This is a genomic window from Thermostichus vulcanus str. 'Rupite' (assembly GCF_022848905.1).
Taxonomy (GTDB): Bacteria; Cyanobacteriota; Cyanobacteriia; order Thermostichales; family Thermostichaceae; genus Thermostichus; species Thermostichus vulcanus_A.
Genome location: NZ_JAFIRA010000001.1, coordinates 66339 through 83659 on the forward strand (window position 1 = coordinate 66339; position 17321 = coordinate 83659).

Sequence of the window (17321 nt, forward strand, 5' to 3'; positions counted from 1 at the left end):
CTCCTTCGGTTTGACGCTCATCCCGCTAACGCTTTGCGTACAGCAGGAGATTCCCCGTTCACAGAGTCTTGACTAGACGTCCCAAAGGACACCCCCGCCAGAACCTCTCCAGGGGCATTTTCAGCACTGTGCGCCCCACAGCGCTTTTGTTCCCGATAGGATGCCGCACTCATAAATCTGTTCCGCAGAACCAACGCGCTGGCAATATCCCTAGGCATGGAGCAACCACAGGAGCATTCATGCCAACGTGTTGACAGCGTTTTGCGAACGGCTTCCCCACACTTAGGGCACTCCTGAGAGGTGCCCGCTGCCTGCTCCTTCACCACAGCCTTGCCACGTTTGAAGCCCACCCAGGGCAGCACCGAGTTAGTGCTCCGCACCGCTACGCGATCAGAAACTGACCGTGGCCGGCATCCAGCATGTGTTTGCCCAACATGCCGCGACTGAGGTTAATCAGGTTCAAGTCCTCAACCACAATCACATCAGCTTCATGACAAAGTTGGTGAGCTGCCTTGAAGTGGAAGTCTTTGCGGGTATTGGCAATCCGCTCATGCAGCCGTGCCACCTTGAGCTGAGCCTTTTTCCAGTTCGCCGACCCAAGCTGTTTCCGCTTCAGTCTGCGTTGCAGCGATTTAAGCTTGCGGTGCAGATCCACGAAAAACTTGGGGCGCTCTAGTTGAAGCCCATCTGAGGTGGAAAGAAAGTATTCCAGGCCCACATCTACGGCAACCACAGGCCCCACCAACGGTGGTGCTGGGATAGCAATATCCGCCTGAAAAGTGAGCAGGACGTAATAGCCAGAGGCCCGCTTGACCACCCTGGCTTGCTTGACCATGAAACCCTCTGGGTATGGCCGTGACTGACGAAGGGCGACCCACCCCAACCCAGGCAACTTAACTGCCCCATTGTTCAGGGGAGTCTTGCCCAGTTGAGGGAACGCAAACGACCGCATCTGTCCCGGCTTTTTGAACCGGGGGAACCCAGTCCCCAACTTTTTGCGACGGTCAAAGGCTTGGTCTAAGCGCCTCAAAACCTGCTGCAATGCCTGGGCATTGACAGAAGCTAGATCCTCATCAAGCCGCTTTGCCTCAGTCAGCCGTTGGCATTGCAGCTTAAAGCTGGGGTATGGCGCGTCTGCCGGGATGATGGACTCGCTACGCAGAGAGCAGGCATTGACCGGACATTTGCGAGAAGCCATCCAGTCTTTGCGCTCTCTCAGAGCATCATTCCAGACCCTACGGCATATCTCCAGATAGTGGTTGATCTGTTTGGCCTGCTGCTGAGTCGGTTTTAGCTTGTACTCATACGTCAAGTTCATCATAGGTGCAGTGTAACGTTTGGCTTAATCGTGCTCCGCACGACCCGGAGGGTCAACGTGCTCCGCACGACCCGGAGGGTCAACGTGCTCCGCACGACCCGGAGGGTCAACGCTTCACCCCCACCTAACCGCAAGCGGTATAGGCGGAGCACTGCGATGCTCTCCGGTAGCCCGAGACCAGGATGTTTCCCTGTTGATCCACTGCCATGGAAGTAGCCCAGTCATCATGGTGGGTTCCGAACTGCCGGGTCCAAAGAACTGAACTGAGATTGGCCGGATTTCGGGTTGGGGCGAAGTCCGAGGCGGGATTACTACGAGTCAAGATCCAAGCCACAGGGCATAATGGGCTAGCAACTTTTCAAGTAGGGATCCACAGCAGCATGGGACGGGCGAAGAAGGTGGTGTTGGCCTATTCGGGTGGGGTGGATACTTCGGTCTGTATCCCCTACCTGATTCACGAGTGGGGGGTGGAATCGGTGGTGACCTTGGCCGTGGACCTAGGGCAAGGGGCGGAACTGGACGCGATTCAAGCCAAAGCCCTGACCGCTGGGGCCGAACAATCCTTAGTGCGCGATGCCATTCGGGAACTGATCACCGACTACGCTTTCCCGGCCATTCAAGCCAATGCCCTCTACGAAAATCGCTATCCCCTCTCCACCGCGCTGGCCCGGCCCTTGATCGCCAAACTGTTGGTGGAAGTGGCGGAGGAAGTGGGCGCCGATGCGGTGGCCCACGGTTGCACCGGCAAAGGCAACGACCAAGTGCGTTTTGATCTGGCCATTACCGCCCTTAATCCAAAGCTGAAGGTGTTAGCGCCGGCCCGTGAATGGGGCATGACCCGCGAAGCAACCATTGCCTACGGGGAGCGGTTCGGGCTCCCTTCGCCGGTGAAAAAATCCAGCCCCTACAGCATCGATCTCAATATTTTGGGCCGCAGTGCCGAAGCCGGGATCCTAGAGGATGCCAACCTAGAACCACCGGAAGAAGTCTATGCCCTCACCAAATCGGTGCAGGATGCGCCAGCGGATCCCACCTACGTGGAGATTGAGTTTGAGCAAGGGATCCCTGTGGGCTTGGATGGCGAGCGGCTGGATCCGAAGATGCTGTTTGAACAGTTGAACCTTTTGGCAGGCGCCAATGGGGTCGGGCGCATCGACATGGTAGAAAATCGCCTTGTCGGAATTAAATCTCGTGAAATCTACGAGTGCCCCGCTCTGCTGGTGCTCATCCAGGCCCATCGTGAGTTGGAAAGCCTGACGTTGACCCGCGATGTTACCCATTACAAGTACGGCATTGAAACCACCTACAGCCAACTGGTTTACAACGGTCTCTGGTATTCTCCACTGCGGGATGCTTTGGATGGATTTATCCATGCCACCCAAAAAACCGTTACCGGCGTTGTGCGCATGCGCTTACATAAGGGACAAGCGGTGTGTGTGGGGCGTTCGTCTCCTTACTCCCTCTACAACGCTGAACTGGCCACTTATGGGGAAGGGGATCAGTTTGATCACAAGGCTGCTGAAGGCTTCATCTATATTTGGGGCCTGCCCACCCGCGTTTGGTCACAATCGCAACGGGGCTGAGGGGATCCCGTTTAGAATCTCACTGCACAACCGCGCCCACAGGTGCTCAGGATCCCAAGCCGACCTAAGCTTAGGATCCCTAACCTCATCTCAGAACTGCTTAATTAAGTCCCAGCTGTCCAAGAATTGCCATACTCGATTTGTTCTGGGGTGAGGCTGTCGATTTGGATCCCCATCGCCTTCAGTTTCAAAGCGGCGATCTCTTGATCCACCTCCACCGGGATCGGGTGCAGCCCAGGAGCCAAGTTCCCCTTGTTTTTGACCAGGTATTCACAACCGAGGGCTTGGTTGGCAAAGCTCATGTCCATGACACTGGCGGGGTGCCCTTCAGCAGCGGCTAGGTTGATCAAGCGACCCTCCCCCAAGACCACCACCGACTTGCCGGACTTGAGGCGAAACTCCTCCGTAAAGGGGCGTACCACCTGCCGTGAGGTCGTGCGTTCCTCCAAAGCCACCAAGTCAACTTCAATGTCGAAGTGGCCAGAGTTGCAGACCATGGCTCCATCTTTCATCCGGTCAAAATGCTCACCGCGAATCACATGCTTGTTGCCCGTGACGGTAATGAAGATATCCCCCAGGGGAGCAGCCTCACTCATGGGCATCACCCGGAAGCCATCCATCACCGCCTCCAGCGCCCGCACCGGGTTCACTTCCGTCACGATCACCTGGGATCCCATACCACGGGCCCGCATCGCTACCCCTTTGGCGCACCAGCCGTACCCAGCCACCACCACTGTTTTGCCGGCCAAGAGAATGTTGGTGCAGCGCAAAATGCCATCGAGGGTGGACTGGCCGGTACCGTAGCGGTTGTCGAAAAAGTGCTTGGTCTCCGCATCATTGACAGTCATAACCGGGAAGCTGAGCACCCCTGCTTTGAACATGGCCTTGAGGCGGACAATCCCTGTTGTGGTTTCCTCGGTGGTACCAATAATATCGGCCAGTTGCCCTTTGCGGTGCTGAACCAGCTCGGCAGTAACATCGCTGCCATCGTCAATAATGATGTTGGGGCGGTGATCCAGAGCAATCTGCACATGCCGATGGTAGGTGGCAACGTCTTCTCCCTTAATGGCAAAAACAGAAATGCCATAGTCTGAGACTAAACTAGCGGCCACATCATCTTGGGTGGAGAGGGGGTTGCTGGCAATGAGTACACTGTCAGCTCCGCCTGCTTGCAGGGCCAAGGCCAAGTTGGCGGTTTCGGTGGTGACATGGCAGCAGGCCACCAGGCGGATCCCGGCGAAGGGTTTTTCCTGGGCAAAACGCTCGCGGATTTGGGCCAACACCTGCATCTCCCGGGCCGCCCATTCGATACGCTGTTTACCAAGCGGGGCAAGGCCGAGGTCTTTCACCTCATGCTTGGGAAGAGACAGGGTAGCGGTGGTCATAGAGATCGACTCCCAATTAAGTTGAGTAGGGTGTAGAGATGTTCACAAACCTGACCTATTCTGCCACAGGGGATCCCGTTGCCGCGCTGGGCTTGGATGTAGGCAATCGCCGCATTGGCATAGCGGGATGTGATCGGATGGGTTTGCTGGTCACTGGATTGGGGGTGATTCAGCGACGCTCTCTCTCAGAAGATATTGCCCAAATTCAGTCTTGGATCCAGCGTCGTCAGGCCAACATCCTGGTGGTGGGGATGCCGCTGTTGGCGGATGGAACGGTTGGATCCCAGGCTCGTAAGGTGCAGCGGTTTGTGCGGGCTTTGCAAAAGGCTGTGGATCTGCCCATCGAAACGGTGAATGAATACCTCAGCACCGTCCAAGCGGAGTGGGATCTGCAGGCCGCTGGGATCCCGGCCAAAAGCCAGAAGCCCCTCATCGATCAACAGGCGGCAGCCGTGATTTTACAAACCTGGCTGGATCAGCGCCGTTCTCAACCGCCTCTGCCTGCCGACAGGACAGAGGGCCTCGATATTGCTCTCAGCTAGAGAGCTCTCTCCTAGCTTTTGCTCAATTGCTGAGCCACCAACTGCACAATCGCTTGGGCTGCCCCCGGTTTCCCCCCCAGTTGTTGCAGTTCGGCCTGCATCTGCCGACGGCGTTGGGGATCTTCGAGCAAAACTTGGGCCTGCTCTGCTACCTGCACTGGACGCAAATGCCCCCGCAACTCCGGCACCACCTCCCGCCCCGCCCAAATGTTCGGCCAAGCCAAGTGACCTAACCAGCCTAGGGCCAACCGATTGATCCAACGGGCCAACCCAGTGCCAATGCCGGGCAAATTCACCAATAGGCCCAGGATCCCATCCCAAGCTCGCATCGCTTCCAGCTTATTGGTGGGGATCACCACCACCATCGGTACCCCCAGTCGCGCCAGTTCCGCTGTATTGGCCCCAATGGTTGTTAGGCAGAGGTCGCAATTGGCCAAAACCGAATAGGCCGGAAAAGTCGTCCACAGTTGAATGGTGCTGCCAAAGGGGGTAATGAATTGTGCCCCCAAATTGGTTTGCTCTAGCGCACCCGATGTTCCATACACCAAGGCCATATCAGGGTTAAATTTGGGATGGGCATAGCCCGCCAAGGACTGAGGTGTTTGTCCAGGAGCCACGGGAATAACAAAGCGAATGTTGGGTAGCTGTTGGCGCAACTCATCGGCCACCGCCAGCATCATCGGCACCCCCAAAGAGAGTTTGGCGGGTTTGGAGCCCGGTAATAATCCCACCTGATAGTGAGTACGGCCCCCATCACTGAGGCGTTGCCAACCCCGCGGCAGCAATCCTTCTTGGGCAAAGCGATTTGGCACTGGCTCTGGCACGGTTCCCTCAGAGGGGACAGCTTCACTCAGAGCAGGAATTTGGGTTAGGGAAGAAAAACCAGCTGTAGGTTTAGAGGCAGCAGCAGGGGTCTGGGTGGAAAAAGATCTACTGCTGAGCCAACCGGAAACCGGCATCCCCGGCAAGTAGGTAGCACTGGCTACGCCATCTGCCATTAAATCCCCAACTACATGCATTTTGCTGGCCCAACAGTGACCCAATAACCATCCACCGTCATAACGTCGTTTGATCTCTTCCGTTCGCAGGGCAAAAGCATCCACCCAAGGCTGCCAACGGGGCTGATGCTCGGCATACACCACCAGCCGGTAACGCAGGCGCTGGGCAATCCAGATAGCAAAAAATTGATCGCCACCCAGGAAGAGCACCACTCCCCGTTTCGCCCAATCCCAGGCTTCTTCCGTTTGGCCGGTGAGCAAAAAAGCCAGAAAAAAATCGGGATCCTGTACCCGATCGATTTGAATAAACTCCTGTGCCATTTTGGCTTCTTGCCCGGAGGCGTGGGGACAGGGGGAGAGCACCAGGGAAAGACGAGCCTGAGGCAGTTGTTGGCGCAATTCCATCACAACCGGGCGTACCCAAGTGGTCAGCTCTCCGGGGCCGTTCGAGAGGATGAGGATGTCGTAGGGAGGCGCGCCACCGCTTAATAAAGCCATTAGGAGCTCAATTCCTCAGGTACAGCAATTGTATAGTGTGCTTCTGGCCTTGAGTTAATTCTGCTGTCCGGGATAGAGGGTTGGCTTGAAATCGGGATCCCTTCCCAGCCAAAACCCAAAGTTTGCAGATCCGGAATGGAACGAGCAAAAAATCGACCCTTGAGGCCATAGCTGAGCAACCCTAAGTACTCACGCAGGGCGGGTAGCGGGAAGCCGCGCGATGAGTAGGTCTCACTGATGATGGGAATCACCCGGATGCCAAAGCTGCGAAAGGTAAGCTCAGAACGCAACATGTGAATGTTATCGGTGATGAGAAGAATCGATTGCACCTGAGCCGGTTCTAGTAGGGCCAAGCTGAATTGGGCATTTTCTTCTGTTGTTTGGGAGCAGTCTTCTCCATTGAGATCACTTCTGGGAACCCCCAATGCCAACAGAGCCCTACCCATCGGCCCCGCATCTCCTGCGCCACTGACAAAGATGCGCGGAGCCCAGCCTGCTTGCCATAGACGATAAGCCTCTTCAACCCGCCCACTGGCCAAAGCTTCACCTCGGCCCAACACCACGATGGCATCAGCAGGAGCCAGTGCATCTCGAGGGATCCAAGTGGTCAGTCCCCAGGTGAGTATGCCGTTGCCCGCAGGGGTGAGCAGCACCAAGTAGAGCCAGAGGGGTAAACTGCTCAGGAACAATCCGAGGCGACGCCGCGCAGGAGGCACCAGCCAAACCACTGCCAAGACGATCAGCAGCAGCAAGGGCACCATCCCAAGGGGCTGAGTCAGCATTTGGCTGAGATTGGCTTTTAACCCCAACCAGGGCAATGGCTCCCGTTCACAGTGGTAGAGATCAAACATCGGGATCCCTCACCTCCACAACGTCAAGTTGACATCAGGTTGAGATCCTCATCGGGCATGGCCACTAGGCCAACAGGGATCCCCCAATCATGCCTGCTAGCAAAATAAATCCCTGCACCACATTCTGGCCGAAGATGGCCGGATACAGGGTCGGTGGTGCATCCACCTGATGCAGTTGCCAGGTTTGTCGGCCCCACATCGAGGTGGCGATCACCCAACTGGCGAAGTAAACTCCGTGCAAACCCAAAGTCAGCCCCACTCCTAGCAGGGCAATAGAAGTGCCCAAGAAAAAGAATCCCACCGCCGTCGGAGTCAACCGCCCAAAAAAACGGGCGCTGGAATGGATCCCAGCCCGTTCGTCATCCTCTCGATCCGACAGAGCATAAACAGTATCAAACCCTAGTGTCCAGAGCACCGTTGCCAACCATAACCAAGCCAAGCCCCCTTCCCAGAGGGGAGTCTCCGGATCCTGACCGCTCACCGCAGTCCAGCTGATCAACACGGCAAAGCCCCAAGCCAGCGCCAACACCAATTGCGGCACCGGGAACACCCGCTTCGCCGCCGGATAGAGCAAAATCACTGGCACCGCCGCCACACAGAGGGCAAAGCTCACCGGATTGAGAAACAGGGCCAATCCTGCTGCACAGGCCAAACTCACCAGCAAGGTTATGATGGCAACCCCAACCGTCAACTCTCGACTGGCCAAAGGACGATTGCGGGTTCGCTCCACCAAGGGATCCAAGTTGCGATCCCAGAGGTCGTTGATCACACAGCCTGCGCCACTGGTGGCCAGGGTGCCCAGAATGATAATTCCTACCAACGGCCAAGGCGGGATCCCGCGTCCGGCCAGAAAGGCGCCCCACAGAGCTGGAATCATCAAAATCAGCCGCCCTGCTGGTTTGTGCCAACGCAACAGCCTGAGAATGGCTGCGCCAGTGGCCCAAGGTGCAGGAGGAGAAGCAGACATGGATGAGATCCAGTGAAAAACAGGTGTTGAGGTCGTTGGGGCATTGAACAGCAGTTGCCGTGCAGCAGGTACAACCCACGGCAGCTAGAACCAAGCTGATCTTAAATCATGCTAAAACGCCCCCCAGAACTTCGGGTGTGCTGATGTATCCGGGATCCTTGCGGGCACAAATGCCGTCAGGGAAAAAATCGCGGATCCCTTCATCCGTTCACTGCTTGTTCCCCCAATCTTGCCCTTGCAGAAGTTTGATATCCTATCGGGGGGCTGCTGTTGAAGGTGGTGGCATCTGCCCTTCTTTCTCTGACCTCTGTGAGGCCGATTATGCAAGCGACCCTTCCGACGCTCACCAGTCCACTTCCACAACCGAAGGAAACCGCGCCTTTGTCGGAAACCCTCCTAGTGGTGGATGACGAAGATGCCATTCGGGAAACCATTGCCATCGCCCTAGAAGAACAAGGCTATCGAGTTTTGCAGGCAGCTGATGGACGGCAAGCATTGGAGCTGGTGCATACCTCAGAACGGTTGGACTTGGTGATTTTGGACTTGATGTTGCCCAGCCTGAATGGCTTGGATCTGTGTCGGCTGCTGCGCCGCGAGGGCAATACGATCCCAATTTTGATGTTGACTGCCAAAAGTAGTGAAACCGACCGGGTGGTGGGTTTGGAGCTTGGTGCTGATGACTACCTGACCAAGCCCTTTGGGATGCGCGAGTTGATTGCCCGCTGTCGCTCTGTATTGCGACGGCAGCAGCAATCTCAGCTTAGCGATGCTACTGTGCTGCGACATGGGGATCTGTGCCTGTTTACCCAAGAGTGCCGGGTGTTGGTGCGGGGTATTGAGGTAAATTTTTCCCCCAAAGAATTTCGCCTGCTGGAATTGTTCATGGGCAACCCTCGCCGCGTTTGGACTCGAGAACAGTTGCTGGATCGCATTTGGGGATCCGACTTTATGGGCGATAGCAAAACGGTGGATGTCCACATTCGCTGGTTGCGGGAAAAGTTAGAGCTGGATCCCAGTAACCCTGAGTATTTGGTAACAGTGCGCGGCTTCGGTTACCGCTTTGGCTAGCGGTTTAACTTATTGTTCTCAGTGTCTAAGTTCTTTTTCCACTGCTGAACAAAGGCGAGGGCCTCGGAGCGGGTTTGAATCTGGCCACAGACTTGGGCCTCTTGCAGAGCATCCAGCAGTTGCCCCACCCAAGGGCCAGGTTTGGCTCCCAAACTATGCAATACATCACTGCCGTCCAGCAACGGCACCGGATGAGCCAAGGGATCCCCTGGGTCTTCATAGCGAGTGAGCCAGGGTTCCAATTTTTGCCAATCGCATCCTGTGGCCACGGCCAGCAAAGCCAATCCACCCAGCAGGGATCCCGCCTGTTGATACAGGCGCCACTGTTGGACAGGGGTAGGGGATCCCATCAAGAGAGTCTGAAACAGCGGGAGAAGCTGGTGCAGCTTCTGGACAGTTCGCTGTTCTGCGCGACTGAAGCGTAACCTTTCCAGGTTTATTTGGATTGCTTCTGCCTTAAAGCCGGAAGCATCTGAGGGATCCCACAACAGAGCCGCCAGCACCACCGCCAAAAACCGCGAGCGACGATCCGCCAAAGGCTGCTGCAATTCCTTCTGGATGCGGGGATAGTTGTGCCACTGCTGCACCCACTGCATCACCTGCTGGGCTTGGACAAACCCCTCACTCTCAGCTTGTAAACTAGGTAACCAATAGCCCAGCAACCCGGCTGCTGTGGCCGCCTGGAGGTGCCGCAACCCCAGGATCCCTGCCTCCAACAAGGCCACCACTTCTGAGCGCACCCGTTCTGCTGCCACCTGGGTCAACAGATGGGCTCGTTCCCGAATCGCCTCTTCCGTCAGGGGATCCAGCCCAAACCCCAGTTGAGCCGCCTGTCGATAAGCTCGCAACAGCCGCACCGGATCGGCACTGAGGTTGTCTGGATGCACCATGCGAATCTGGCCCCGGCGCATGTCCTCTAGCCCGCCCGTGGGATCCAGGAGGTAACCCCTGTGGAGATCCAAAGCCAGAGCATTGCAGGTGAAATCCCGCTGCCCCAGATCGGATTCTAGGGTTGCACCCACTTGCTGTGCTATGTCAACTGTCAACTTCGGCAACACGATGCGGGTAATCTGTCGTTCGGTATCCAGCACCACAAACCCCGCCCCCAACTGCCGTGCCACTGCTGCTGCCCACTCCACCGGTGGGTGCTCTGCACCTTGTGCATCGATATTGAGCACCAAGTCCAGGTCAACCGACTCCGCCTCTTCAGGAAAGGCTCCCGCTCCAGTCCCTGTTTTAGAGATCCCCAGTTGACGCAGGCAAGCATCCCGCAGGGATCCCCCTACCCAATAGGCTTCCTTCGGCAGCCAAGTCCAGGGAAAGGGCAAAAGACTGCGGATTCCCGCCAAGAGCAGCTCTGTTTGCAGGGGTTCGGTCATGCTTCCTTATCCCCTCAACCCATTATCCCAAGGGATCCCGCTGAACCTAGATCCCCAAATTGGCACGTCAAGGATCCCAGCCTAGGGGTGAAGTGCTGTCGCTGGAGCAAAAGCACTGGAAGCCAAACCGGGAGTGAGCAAATGGGGCCGTACCAGCGCCACCAAGCCTGCAATAAACTGCGGATCAGCATTCAAAGCAGGAACACGACGAAAATCCGGGATCCCCGAGTGGTGGGCCAGCTCCCGGTACTCAATATCAATTTCCTGCAGCGTCTCGATATGCTCTGAGACAAAGCTAATGGGCACCACCAACAGGTGCTTAACGCCACGGGATCCCAGCTCTGGAATCACCGTTTCGGTATAGGGATGGAGCCATTTCACCGAACCCACCCGACTTTGGTAGGAAAGAGTATGGGGATTGGGTCGCCCTACCTGTTGCCAAATCAACTGCACACAGGCTTCCATTTCCTGCTGGTAGGGATCCCCGGCCTTGGTCACATAACTTTCCGGAATGCCATGAGCGCTAAACAGCACATGCACCTGTTCCGGGTGTTCAAACTGATCCAGCCCAGCACGGATCCCGGCAGCCATCGCCTGCACATAGTCTGGCTGGTCGTACCAGGAACATATTAGATGCCGTTCGATGCGGGCCAATTCTGGATCCTCTGCCCAAAGCCGATCCAACAGCTTAAAGCTAGATCCTGTTGTGCTGATGGAATATTGCGGGTAAAGCGGCAGCACCACCAAACGGGTGATCCCATCGGATTTGATCTGTTGAACCACGGATTCCGTAAACGGATGCCAGTACCGCATCGCCACGTACACCGGCACATCATAGCCCTCTGCCACCAAATGGGCCTGTAACTCCCGCGCTTGTTCGGCAGTGATGCGCCGCAACGGGGATCCGCCCCCAATAGCCGCGTAGTTGCGCCGAGATTTTTCCGCCCGCAAGCTGGAGATGGCCCAGGCGAAAACCCGCTGCAAAAACGGGAAGGGTAAGCGGATCAGCTCCGGATCGGCGAACAGGTTGTAGAGAAAGGGCTGCACATCCGCCTGGGTCTCTGGCCCCCCCAAATTCAGCAGGAGCACTCCGCTTTTCGACATAACACATCTCAATAATCAGTCTTTCTCCACTGTAGGGGGTCTTATCCCATCGCGGGAAAATGGTCTTAAGTTTTTTTGCGATCTTTCTCATTTTCCCATCCTTCCCAGAGGGATTTCTCTGGCCAGACCCTTGAGCGCAGATCCGTTCACCCCTAGCTGCCGCCCAAACGGACGAGAAGGAGCACAGGAGTTGGATCTTTCTCTCCTATCGCACTTTGCCCAATCTTCAGAAGATGAAGACAAGTTCAAAAGCAAGCAGCTACTGTGGGCACCGTCGGCAACCAAGCCTGTACCTGTTCTGGAGTGAGCGGGAAAGATAGATGATACCCTTGGCCCATCGGGCAGCCGATATTCTGGAGATGTTTCAGTTGCTCGGGAGTCTCAATGCCCTCAGCTACAACCGCCAGATCCAACTGCTGGGCCAACAGCAAAATCAACTGCAAGGTATCCCACCGTTCTTTGGCGACAAAACTCTGGTCGATTTTGAGGAAATTCAGGGGCAAATTATCGAGACAACTGAGGGAGGAGTAGCCCGTGCCAAAATCATCCAGGCCAATGCGGATACCGAGCTTTTGCAGATGGAGGAGCTGCTGGCTGGCCTTGCCATAGTTTTGTACAGCAGAGCTTTCGGTGATTTCCAGGCTGAGATGGCGAGCGGGGAACCCTGTTTCCAGCAGGATTTTGCTGATTTGGGCGCTGAGGCTGAGCTAATCCAGCTGTCGTGCGGAGAGATTCACACTCAGTTGCAGGGGCCGGCCCAGTTGTTTCTGCCACCTCACCATCTGTTGGCAAGCGGTTTTCAGCACCCAATGCCCCAGCTCGTGGATCAAGTCACTGCACTCGGCCACCGGAATGAACTCACTCGGAGGGATCCACCCCCGTTCCGGATGTTGCCAACACAGCAGAGCCTCAAATCCAACCAATTCCCCAGAGTCCAGGCGAAAAAAGGGTTGGTACTGCAGAAGCAGCTGTCCATGGCCCAGCGCCAACTTAATGTCACTGTCTAAGCCTTGGGAGAGAACGACTGGGCAGGAAACCCCTTCAGGAAGACTCGGCCCCCGCAATAAAGACAGCAGATGCAGAGCATTTTGGATCCCGGCTTCCAGCAACTGCCGTCCTTTCGGAGAGTGCAAGTCCAATCGGCCCTGGTGAATCAGCCGCAATGTCCCCCAGAGGGTAGCCAAGTGAGATTGCACCTCATCCGTGATCGCCCCAGACAACTGCGGCAATTCTGCGGAAGGCTCTAGGGGAGGCTGAAACATAAGATGCCCGTCTTTACATTTATTTATGTACAATCCGAGGCTAAGCTCCTTTCAGGGAGAAGACGGGGAAATGAATAGGAGGAAGCTAGAAGTTACGCATTTATGCGGACTTTCCTAAGCGAAAAATCGTGTTTACGTAAATCCTCGGATATTTTTAGGGCAAGACCTCTAAGACTTCTTCCTGGATAAGTGGGATCCCCAGGATGATAGAAAAAGATTGCTGCTCAGTTTCCCCGGTCTCCCTCCATGTTCTTACGGGTGGTCTAGGGTTGTATAACTTGAGATAGTGTCCAGATCCTGAGGACTCCCCCAGCCCCATGAAAATCGTCTTGGTTGAGGATGATCAGGCGCTGGCCCAACTTATTTCCGATCGCCTGCGCAAAGAGCACTACCTGGTGGAGATGGCCACCAATGGTCTGGAAGGGCTGAAATTGGCTCGCGTCACGGCAGCAGACTTGTGGATTATCGATATTGAGCTGCCCAAGCTGAATGGGTTCCAACTGTGTCAGCACCTGCGGCAACAAGGGATCCAGGCTCCCATTTTGTTGCTCACGGCACGGCGAGGGGAGACGGATTTGGTGATGGGGTTTAATCTCGGGGCGGATGATTACCTGGTTAAGCCTTTTCAGATATCGGAATTGCTGGTGCGGGTGCGGGCCTTGCTCCGTAGACCTCGGCAACTGCAAAACGCTTTGTTGTCCTGGGGGATCTTGGAACTCAGTACAGAAACTGCCACGGTCACCTATGGGGGAAAACCGGTATCCTTACGCCCCAAAGAATATAAGTTGCTGGAGATTTTGATGCGGCACGGGCGACAAATGCTCAGCTATGAGCAACTGTTTGACCAGCTTTGGACGTTGGAGGAAACTCCAAACAAAGAATCCCTGAAAGCCCATATCAAAGGACTCAGACAAGCATTGAGACAAGTTGATGCTCCCCCAGATATCATCGAGGCAATTCGTGGCTTAGGGGTTCGCCTCAACCCCACTTACGAAGCAGCAGAACTCGAGAACCCAGAGCCTTCCCTGCTCCTGCCGCAATTGCAAGAAGCCTGGCCCAGCTTCAAGCCTAAAATGGTGGAGCGCATCCAACTGATCGAAACCGCCCTCAGCCAATGGCAAGTGGATCAACTGACTGCTGAATTACGCGAACAAGCCCGCAGCGCCGCCCATACTCTAGCGGGATCCCTGGGCACTTTTGGGTTTTCCAATGGGACTCAACTGGCCCAAGAACTCGAAGAGGGATTGTCTTCTTCGGTGTATCCATTGCAACGGCTACAGGAGAAGCTCCTGCAACTGAGAAAGGAACTGGAACGGGATCCCTTTGTCACCCCGTCCGAAGAGGATCTTTTTCTCCTGCTGCTCGGTTCAAACCCAGAAACTCTGGCTATTCTCAAAAGCTTTTCCAGCCAAGCAGGAGGGATCCGGGTGGAACAAGTTGCTTGTCCCTGCGATGCCAAGTTGCTGATGGGATCCGTGGATGTTTTATTACTGGACTTGACTCACCCCAAAGCTGAGGAGCAAGGGATCCATTTAGCTCACAGATACGGGATCCCTTACATTCTCATGTTGCGAGAAGATCAACTGACTGCACGAATTGAAGCTCGGCAAAAAGGCGCTGCCGGGTGTGTGCCCAGCCCTTGCCCGCCGGAGTTACTGCTACAAACGGTGCGGCGCGCTGCCCAGACGGTTAAAGCGCTACCGATAAAGGTATTGGCGGTAGACGATGATCCCCATTTTCTAGAAATCCTTCAGATCCTATGTGGGAACCTTTGCCAGCTCACGGTTTTACAGGATCCCCGAGAATTTTGGCCCATTCTTCAGTCCACCCTGCCGGATGTGTTGCTGTTGGATGTCAAAATGCCCCATTTTTCCGGTATCGACCTATGTCATGCGGTGCGCACCGATGTTCGCTTTGACCGGATCCCGATTTTGATGATGACCGCCTATCCACAGGAACTGAGTGCCGCAGAAGCCCTGGAAATGGGTGCCAATGATTGTCTGAATAAACCCCTCCACAGTCAGGACTTGCGCCGCCGCTTGGCCCGATATCAGTTTTTTGCCACCTCAGCAGCAGCATCGGGAGGGGATCCGCTAAGGACTGTTTAACCTGTAGCTCAACTCAGCCTAGAAGAGACTGCACACTTAAATTGACCATCTCTCATCCTTCAGGCTCAAGAGAACCCAATTTAATTCCACACTTTTTCCATAAATTCTGTTCTAACCCAAGAGTTCAAATCAATTCCAACAAAGTTTCCACTACCAGGGATCCCTTGTAGCGTCGAGAGGTGACCTTTGAGCCAATCGGAGCGAATAGTAGCGTCTTGAAAGAAAAGCCCGGTGTGATCGTTCTCCGGACAACCTTTAGGGTAATCAAAGGCTACCTCCTGGGGCATGACATGGGCTACCACGTGGGGATCCAGCTGAAGCCACTGCCCCACCAGATTGGGGGCGCTTGGGGTAGTGACATACCAATATTGGGCAGCACGGAGAGCCCGGAGATAAGCCACCACAATATCGGGATGGTCTTCGGCAAAAGTCGAACGCACCACCACCCCATGAAAGGCGGGCAAACCAGTTGCATGACCATCGAACAACTGTCTGAATTGGCCCTGACGGCGGGCAATCTCCCAGAAGGGGGCGAAGTGTCCATAGCCATCTACTACTCGATGGGGCCGTGCAGTGAAGTTAAAGGTGAGATCATCAATGTTGGTAAGTTTCACTTTTGAGAGCAAGTTAGCTTCGCCTAAAACTCGGATGATCATGCCATGGGCTGACGATTCCCACGGCACCGCAATGGTTCGGCCACGCAAATCCTCAATGCTGCTGAGCTGGGATCCCTGGGGCACAATGACGGCATTGCCTCGCCCGTTAGGGTTGATGGCCACAAAACTGATCAGGTGAGTGGTCGGCTGCTGCGATCCGGTAAGTTGCAGGGCTGTCAGCAACAGGGGATAGTCCCCCAGCACGCCAAAATCTAGCTGTTCGGAGCGCAGCCTCTGGACGATCGGGGAGCCCGAGGTAAAGTCTTGCCATTCAATCTGAATGTGGGTGGAGCTGTAGCGGCCCTCACGGGGTAAAAAGTGCTCCAGCAAGCCCAACTGTCGAATCACCAGCCCAGCCGTGGTTGAGTGGATGGTGCTGTTTTGAGTGCCGATGACGATTTTGAGCACCTCAGTCGAGGCACTGCTGTGGGAGCGAAGACCAAAGGAGGGGGATCGCAGCCGCATAGGCTGAGGGGGGGTGATCAGGGGGGGACGATCCGATGGCGGTGAGGGAACTGCGGGGGGATCCGCGTGGGTGGTGCGCAGAAACTGCAGAAAAGCTTGAGCGGTCTCGGCGGATCCCTGGGGCATGTCCTGATCAGATTTGGCGGTGGCCGCGGTCAGCCGTCGGGGTTGCAATAGATAGAGGTTGGCCTCCAGAGCAAATTCTTGTAAGGGTACCAGCCCCATCAGTTGAGCCTGACGCTCCATGACAAATTCTAGGCTGGAGCCAAAGCCCAGGTAGCCCCCCTGCATGATGTAGGTTCTCATCAAGCTGAGGGAATCCACCGTCTCAAGGCGTTGAAAGTCCGAAAGCCGGATCCCCACTTCGGCCAAGCGACTCTCAAATACTAGCCGACTAGGGGATCCCTCCGCCAACACCACCCAAGGTTGGTGGAGGGTTTCTCCGATGCTAAGCCACGTCTGACCCCAGTGAGGGTGTTCCCCCCTGACAAACGCCCCATAGACGATGGTGTCCACTGCAGTGGCGCTGATCTCGTTGAACTCTCGAAACTCAATATCCGAGATACCTAGATCCACCGATGACTCGATGATGGCTCGATAGAGCAGCTCCGTGTTGTCAAACTCAAGGCATTGGGTGGTGAGGTTGGGATGCTGGGAACGGTAGCGAAACAATAGACTGGGCAACCATTCATCCGCTACTAGAGCGGTGCACCCAATCCGTAAGGTACGATGTTTGCCGGATTTGAGATCCTGAATCCGGTTGATCACCTGCTGCTCCAAGGCCAACAGTTTGGATCCCTCTTCCACCAGGCATTGGCCCATCTCAGTCAGTTGGATCTTGCGCCCTAATCGGTGAAATAAGGTGACATCCAACTCAGACTCTAGGGATTTGATCTTGGCACTGACAGCCGGTTGGGTGAGGTGAAGAGCATCCGCCGCCTCGGTAAAACTCAAATGCCGGGCAACCTCCAAAAATACCTTGAGTTGATATAGCTCCATCGGCTCAGTTCCTGCATTGTCGCCAGGGATTTCATTCTGACATGTCTGGATACATTGTCTATACACCACCATCCCCATGAGGACTGTTGTAGCGAAAGTACCTCTTCGGAGGATGCCTACAGGGAGCAGGATGACCCA

14 protein-coding genes and 1 pseudogene are annotated in these 17321 nt (G+C 55.5%); 4 read left to right on the forward strand and 11 right to left on the reverse strand.

What is annotated here, in order from left to right:
• Positions 1 to 17 precede the first annotated feature (17 nt).
• From JX360_RS17780 to JX360_RS17785, 3 genes are all read right to left on the reverse strand, one after another.
• Entirely contained in the window at positions 18 to 380 is a 363-nt protein-coding gene (locus tag JX360_RS17780; protein WP_425244322.1) for a zinc ribbon domain-containing protein, read from the reverse strand.
• A 2-nt stretch (positions 381 to 382) separates the two neighbouring features.
• A complete protein-coding gene (locus tag JX360_RS00305; protein WP_244348361.1) occupies positions 383 to 1321 on the reverse strand; it encodes an RNA-guided endonuclease InsQ/TnpB family protein in 939 nt (312 codons plus the stop codon).
• A 121-nt stretch (positions 1322 to 1442) separates the two neighbouring features.
• Positions 1443 to 1652 (reverse strand): SBBP repeat-containing protein, encoded by a 210-nt coding sequence (locus tag JX360_RS17785; protein ID WP_425244323.1) that lies wholly within the window; start codon positions 1650 to 1652, stop codon positions 1443 to 1445.
• A 46-nt stretch (positions 1653 to 1698) separates the two neighbouring features.
• Here JX360_RS17785 and JX360_RS00310 point away from each other — a divergent pair, with 46 nt between their 5' ends.
• Positions 1699 to 2901 carry an argininosuccinate synthase gene (locus tag JX360_RS00310; RefSeq protein WP_244348362.1) on the forward strand — a complete coding sequence of 401 codons (1203 nt, stop codon included), beginning with the start codon at positions 1699 to 1701 and terminating at the stop codon, positions 2899 to 2901.
• Positions 2902 to 3005: 104 nt separating this feature from the next.
• Here JX360_RS00310 and ahcY read toward each other — a convergent pair whose 3' ends face one another.
• Positions 3006 to 4286 (reverse strand): adenosylhomocysteinase, encoded by a 1281-nt coding sequence (ahcY, locus tag JX360_RS00315; protein WP_244348363.1) that lies wholly within the window; start codon positions 4284 to 4286, stop codon positions 3006 to 3008.
• Between the two features lie 38 nt (positions 4287 to 4324).
• Between ahcY and ruvX the strand changes: the two genes are divergently transcribed.
• On the forward strand, positions 4325 to 4828 hold the full coding sequence (gene ruvX / locus JX360_RS00320) for a Holliday junction resolvase RuvX (protein WP_244348364.1): 504 nt from the start codon (positions 4325 to 4327) through the stop codon (positions 4826 to 4828).
• 11 nt (positions 4829 to 4839) lie between these two features.
• Here ruvX and JX360_RS00325 read toward each other — a convergent pair whose 3' ends face one another.
• The 3 genes from JX360_RS00325 to JX360_RS00335 form a co-directional block, all read right to left on the reverse strand.
• Positions 4840 to 6324, reverse strand: coding sequence for a glycosyltransferase family protein (locus JX360_RS00325; RefSeq protein ID WP_244348365.1), 1485 nt, complete (start codon positions 6322 to 6324; stop codon positions 4840 to 4842).
• A complete protein-coding gene (locus JX360_RS00330; RefSeq protein ID WP_244348366.1) occupies positions 6324 to 7175 on the reverse strand; it encodes a YdcF family protein in 852 nt (283 codons plus the stop codon). Before JX360_RS00330 ends, JX360_RS00325 begins: the two co-directional genes overlap by 1 nt.
• 64 nt (positions 7176 to 7239) lie before the next feature.
• Positions 7240 to 8142 (reverse strand): 4-hydroxybenzoate solanesyltransferase, encoded by a 903-nt coding sequence (locus JX360_RS00335; protein WP_244348367.1) that lies wholly within the window; start codon positions 8140 to 8142, stop codon positions 7240 to 7242.
• Between the two features lie 321 nt (positions 8143 to 8463).
• Between JX360_RS00335 and JX360_RS00340 the strand changes: the two genes are divergently transcribed.
• Entirely contained in the window at positions 8464 to 9210 is a 747-nt protein-coding gene (locus tag JX360_RS00340) for a response regulator (protein WP_244348368.1), read from the forward strand.
• Here JX360_RS00340 and JX360_RS00345 read toward each other — a convergent pair.
• The 3 genes and pseudogenes from JX360_RS00345 to JX360_RS00355 form a co-directional block, all read right to left on the reverse strand.
• A complete protein-coding gene (locus JX360_RS00345; protein WP_244348369.1) occupies positions 9207 to 10589 on the reverse strand; it encodes a tRNA nucleotidyltransferase/poly(A) polymerase-related protein in 1383 nt (460 codons plus the stop codon). The two genes, JX360_RS00340 and JX360_RS00345, sit on opposite strands and share 4 nt — an antisense overlap.
• A gap of 81 nt (positions 10590 to 10670) precedes the next feature.
• Positions 10671 to 11693: a ferrochelatase gene (gene hemH, locus JX360_RS00350; protein WP_244348370.1), complete on the reverse strand. Its 1023-nt coding sequence runs from the start codon at positions 11691 to 11693 to the stop codon at positions 10671 to 10673.
• 245 nt (positions 11694 to 11938) lie between these two features.
• Positions 11939 to 12955 (reverse strand): annotated as a pseudogene (locus JX360_RS00355) (EAL domain-containing protein).
• Positions 12956 to 13272: 317 nt separating this feature from the next.
• Here JX360_RS00355 and JX360_RS00360 point away from each other — a divergent pair.
• Positions 13273 to 15063: a response regulator gene (locus JX360_RS00360; RefSeq protein ID WP_244348371.1), complete on the forward strand. Its 1791-nt coding sequence runs from the start codon at positions 13273 to 13275 to the stop codon at positions 15061 to 15063.
• Positions 15064 to 15143: 80 nt separating this feature from the next.
• Here the strand turns inward: JX360_RS00360 and JX360_RS00365 are convergent, their stop codons facing one another.
• Positions 15144 to 17183: a LysR family transcriptional regulator gene (locus JX360_RS00365; protein WP_244348372.1), complete on the reverse strand. Its 2040-nt coding sequence runs from the start codon at positions 17181 to 17183 to the stop codon at positions 15144 to 15146.
• Between the last annotated feature and the right edge of the window lie 138 nt (positions 17184 to 17321).

Bases quoted from the DNA above. Each gene is read 5' to 3' on its own strand.
- JX360_RS00330 (WP_244348366.1), bottom strand. From the start codon at position 7,175: ATGTTTGATCTCTACCACTGTGAACGGGAGCCATTGCCCTGGTTGGGG.
- JX360_RS00335 (WP_244348367.1), bottom strand. From the start codon at position 8,142: ATGTCTGCTTCTCCTCCTGCACCTTGGGCCACTGGCGCAGCCATTCTC.
- ahcY (WP_244348363.1), bottom strand. From the start codon at position 4,286: ATGACCACCGCTACCCTGTCTCTTCCCAAGCATGAGGTGAAAGACCTC.
- JX360_RS00340 (WP_244348368.1), top strand. From the start codon at position 8,464: ATGCAAGCGACCCTTCCGACGCTCACCAGTCCACTTCCACAACCGAAG.
- JX360_RS00360 (WP_244348371.1), top strand. From the start codon at position 13,273: ATGAAAATCGTCTTGGTTGAGGATGATCAGGCGCTGGCCCAACTTATT.
- hemH (WP_244348370.1), bottom strand. From the start codon at position 11,693: ATGTCGAAAAGCGGAGTGCTCCTGCTGAATTTGGGGGGGCCAGAGACC.
- JX360_RS00305 (WP_244348361.1), bottom strand. From the start codon at position 1,321: ATGATGAACTTGACGTATGAGTACAAGCTAAAACCGACTCAGCAGCAG.
- ruvX (WP_244348364.1), top strand. From the start codon at position 4,325: ATGTTCACAAACCTGACCTATTCTGCCACAGGGGATCCCGTTGCCGCG.
- JX360_RS00310 (WP_244348362.1), top strand. From the start codon at position 1,699: ATGGGACGGGCGAAGAAGGTGGTGTTGGCCTATTCGGGTGGGGTGGAT.
- JX360_RS00345 (WP_244348369.1), bottom strand. From the start codon at position 10,589: ATGACCGAACCCCTGCAAACAGAGCTGCTCTTGGCGGGAATCCGCAGT.
- JX360_RS00365 (WP_244348372.1), bottom strand. From the start codon at position 17,183: ATGGAGCTATATCAACTCAAGGTATTTTTGGAGGTTGCCCGGCATTTG.
- JX360_RS00325 (WP_244348365.1), bottom strand. From the start codon at position 6,324: ATGGCTTTATTAAGCGGTGGCGCGCCTCCCTACGACATCCTCATCCTC.